Annotated in this window: 3 protein-coding genes; all 3 read left to right on the top strand. The window is 71.9% G+C overall.

The window, feature by feature from the left end; all coding sequences use genetic code 11:
- Window positions 1-173: 173 nt before the first annotated feature.
- Window positions 174-1,679: a leucyl aminopeptidase gene (locus ACWGB8_RS38050; RefSeq protein WP_452218236.1), complete on the top strand. Its 1,506-nt coding sequence runs from the start codon at window positions 174-176 to the stop codon at window positions 1,677-1,679.
- A gap of 388 nt (window positions 1,680-2,067) precedes the next feature.
- Window positions 2,068-3,474 (top strand): dihydrolipoyl dehydrogenase, encoded by a 1,407-nt coding sequence (lpdA, locus tag ACWGB8_RS38045; RefSeq protein WP_452218235.1) that lies wholly within the window; start codon window positions 2,068-2,070, stop codon window positions 3,472-3,474.
- Window positions 3,475-3,531: 57 nt separating this feature from the next.
- A partial coding sequence (locus ACWGB8_RS38040; protein WP_452218234.1) for a biotin/lipoyl-containing protein occupies window positions 3,532-3,842 on the top strand: 311 nt, incomplete at its 3' end.

Below are 3,842 nucleotides of genomic sequence, written 5' to 3'. Positions count from 1 at the left end.
TCTGGTGCCGGGGCCCCTGGTGGGGGCGCGTCGCCGGTCGGCGGGCGCCCGCACCAGGGCCCCCGGCCCGCCCGCGTGACGCCGGGTCGGCCGGGTCGGCAGTCGGGGGGTTGCGCCGGTGCGGCAGCTGCGCCGCCGCCGGCCGTGGACCGCGATAGAACAGGACGCATTACGTGACTGCATTGTCTGTGAGCACCTCCTCCGCCGCTTCGCTGCGCGCGGACGCCCTGGTGATCGGTGTGGCGAAGGGGTCCAAGGGCATCGTGCCGGCCTCCGGTTCCGAGGCCGTGAGCGAGGCGTTCGACGGCAAGCTGGCCGAGGTCCTCACCACCCTGGGTGCGACCGGTGGCGAGGGCGAGACCGTCAAGGTCCCCGCCCCTGCCGGGCTGAAGGCCGCGCTCGTGCTCGCGGTCGGCCTGGGTGAGAACGACGGCGAGGGCTTCGGCCTGGAGACCCTGCGCCGGGCGGCCGGTGTCGCGGCCCGCGTGCTGGCCGGCAGCAAGAAGGTCGCGCTGGCGCTGCCCGCCGAGTCGGCCGAGGAGGTCGAGGCGGTCGCGCTCGGCGGCCTGCTGGGCTCGTACGCCTTCGGCACGTACAAGGCGAACGGCAACGGCAAGGAGCCGGTCGGCGAGCTGGTGCTGCTGGCCCCCCGCAAGGGCAGCAAGGAGGCCAAGGCCGCGGTCGAGCGCGCGCTGGTCGTCGGCGAGGAGATGAACCGCGCCCGCGACCTGGTCAACACCGCGCCGAACGACCTGAACCCGAAGTCGTTCGCGGCGATCGCACAGGCCGCCGGCAAGGAGCACGGCCTCAAGGTCGAGGTGCTGGACGAGAAGGCGCTGGCCAAGGGCGGCTACGGCGGCCTGCTGGGCGTCGGCAACGGCTCGGCGAACCCGCCCCGCCTGGTGAAGGTGGCCTACACCCACCCGAAGGCGAAGACCACCCTGGCGTTCGTCGGCAAGGGCATCACCTACGACTCGGGCGGCATCTCGCTGAAGCCGGCCGGCCACAACGAGACCATGAAGTGCGACATGGCCGGCGCCGCCGCCGTCTTCGCCGCCGTGGTCGCCGCCAAGCGGCTGGGCCTGCAGGTCAACGTCACCGCGTGGCTGGCGCTGGCCGAAAACATGCCGTCCGGTACGGCGACCCGCCCGGGCGACGTGCTGCGGATGTACGGCGGCAAGACCGTCGAGGTGCTGAACACCGACGCCGAGGGCCGCCTGGTGCTGGCCGACGCGATCGTCCGGGCCGGCGAGGAGAAGCCGGACGCGATCGTCGACGTGGCGACGCTGACCGGCGCGATGATGCTGGCGCTGGGCACCCGCACCTTCGGCGTGATGGCCAACAACGACGAGCTGCGCGACACCCTGCACACCCTCGCGGGCGAGACCGGCGAGCAGTCCTGGCCGATGCCGCTGCCGGCCGAGCTGCGCAAGGGCATGACCGAGTCGACCATCGCCGACCTCGCCAACATGGGCGAGCGGATGGGCGGCGGCCTGGTGGCCGGCCTGTTCCTGAAGGAGTTCGTGGCCGAGGGCATCGACTGGGCCCACCTGGACATCGCCGGCCCCGCGTTCCACGAGGGCGCCCCGTTCGGCTACACCCCCAAGGGCGGCACCGCGACCGCGGTCCGCACCCTGGTGCGGTACGCCGAGCGGGCGGCCGCGGGCGGCAAGGCCTGATCCCGTCCCCGGACGGCCCCGGCGGGGCCCGGCGCGTGCTGCGCCGGGCCCCGTCGGCGTCCCGCCCCCGGTTACCTGCGAGTAGGTGCCCACGGTGCGGGACGCACCTCTGTTCGCTGCGGGCGAAACTTTGTTCCGCAAGGCGGAACCGGCTGCTCCGGCATGCGCCGACGAGCCCGTGACGCCCGCTGTCAACCCCGCCCTGAGCTGCGGAAACACCGCAACGCACAGGGTGTTCCCACCCTCGTGACCGCCCCTCGGACGCCCCCTGGGGCGGACCCGGACATCAGCTGCCGCGAACAAGTGCGAAGATGTATTTCCGGCACGACTGGGCGCCCCACAAAGGCTTCCGACCCACCGGACCGCGACCGGCCCGGCGACCCACCCCATGCATGGAGGACGTGACGTGGCGAACGACGCCAGCACCGTTTTCGACGTAGTCATTCTCGGAGGCGGAAGCGGCGGTTACGCCGCGGCGCTCCGCGCCGCTCAGCTGGGTCTGAGCGTCGCCCTGGTCGAGAAGGGCGAGCTGGGCGGCACCTGCCTGCACCGCGGCTGCATCCCGACCAAGGCCCTGCTGCACGCCGCGGAGATCGCGGACGAGACGAAGGAGGCCGCCGAGTTCGGCGTCCTGGCCACCTTCCAGGGCATCGACATCAACGGCGTCCACAAGTACAAGGACGACGTCATCGCCGGCCTGTACAAGGGCCTGCAGGGCCTGGTGGCCTCCCGCAAGGTGGTCTTCGTCCAGGGCGAGGGCAGGCTCTCCTCGCCGACCTCGGTGGACGTCAACGGCCAGCGCATCGAGGGCCGCCACATCATCCTCGCCACCGGCTCCGTGCCGAAGTCGCTGCCCGGCCTGACCATCGACGGCGACCGCGTGATCTCCTCGGACCACGCCCTCAAGCTCGACCGCATCCCGAAGTCGGCCGTCATCCTCGGCGGCGGCGTGATCGGCGTCGAGTTCGCGTCGGTCTGGAAGTCGTTCGGCGTCGACGTCACCATCGTCGAGGCCCTGCCGCACCTGGTCCCGCTGGAGGACGAGAACTCCTCCAAGCTCCTGGAGCGCGCCTTCCGCAAGCGCGGCATCAAGTTCGAGCTCAAGGCCCGCTTCTCCGGCGTGGAGTACACCGAGACCGGTGTCCGCGTCTCCACCGAGAACGGCAAGCAGATCGACGCCGACCTGCTGCTCGTCGCCATCGGCCGCGGCCCGGTCTCGGCCGGCCTCGGCTACGAGGAGAACGGCATCGCCACCGACCGCGGCTACGTCCTGGTCGACGAGTACATGCGCACCAACGTGCCCACCGTCTCGGCCGTCGGCGACCTCGCCCCGACCCTCCAGCTCGCCCACGTCGGCTTCGCCGAGGGCATCCTGGTCGCCGAGCGCCTGGCCGGCCTGAAGCCGGTGCCGATCGACTACGACGGCGTCCCGCGCGTGACCTACTCCAACCCCGAGGTGGCCTCCGTCGGCATCTCCGAGGCCAAGGCCGTCGAGCTGTACGGCAAGGAGAAGGTCGTCACCCTCAAGTACAACCTGGCCGGCAACGGCAAGAGCAAGATCCTGAAGACCGCCGGCGAGATCAAGCTGGTCCAGGTCAAGGACGGCGCCGTGGTCGGCGTCCACATGGTCGGCGCCCGCATGGGCGAGCAGGTCGGCGAGGCCCAGCTGATCTACAACTGGGAGGCCCTGCCGGCCGAGGTCGCGCAGCTCATCCACGCCCACCCGACCCAGTCCGAGGCCCTCGGCGAGGCGCACCTGGCGCTGGCCGGCAAGCCGCTACACGCGCACGACTGATCACGCCCGCAATCCCCCTGTTCCTGTACGCAAGACTTGATAGGAGTCGCTGAAACCATGGCGGTCTCAGTAACACTGCCCGCGCTGGGCGAGAGCGTTTCCGAGGGCACCGTCACCCGCTGGCTGAAGGCCGAGGGTGAGCGCGTGGAGGTCGACGAGCCCCTGCTGGAGGTGTCGACCGACAAGGTCGACACCGAGATCCCCGCGCCGGCCTCGGGCATCCTCGCCTCGATCAAGGTCGCCGAGGACGAGACCGTCGAGGTCGGCGCCGAGCTGGCGATCATCGACGACGGCTCCGGCGCCCCGGCCGCCGCCCCGGCGCCCGCCGCCGAGGCGGCCCCGGCCGCTCCGGTCGCGGAGGCCGCTCC

It is taken from the genome of Kitasatospora sp. NPDC054939 (genome assembly GCF_053610105.1).
Note: the sequence above shows the minus strand (reverse complement) of the source record. Positions and strands in the feature narration are given on the sequence as shown.

Coding starts and splice junctions, on each gene's coding strand:
- lpdA (WP_452218235.1), top strand. CDS start 2,068: ATGCATGGAGGACGTGACGTGGCGAACGACGCCAGCACCGTTTTCGAC.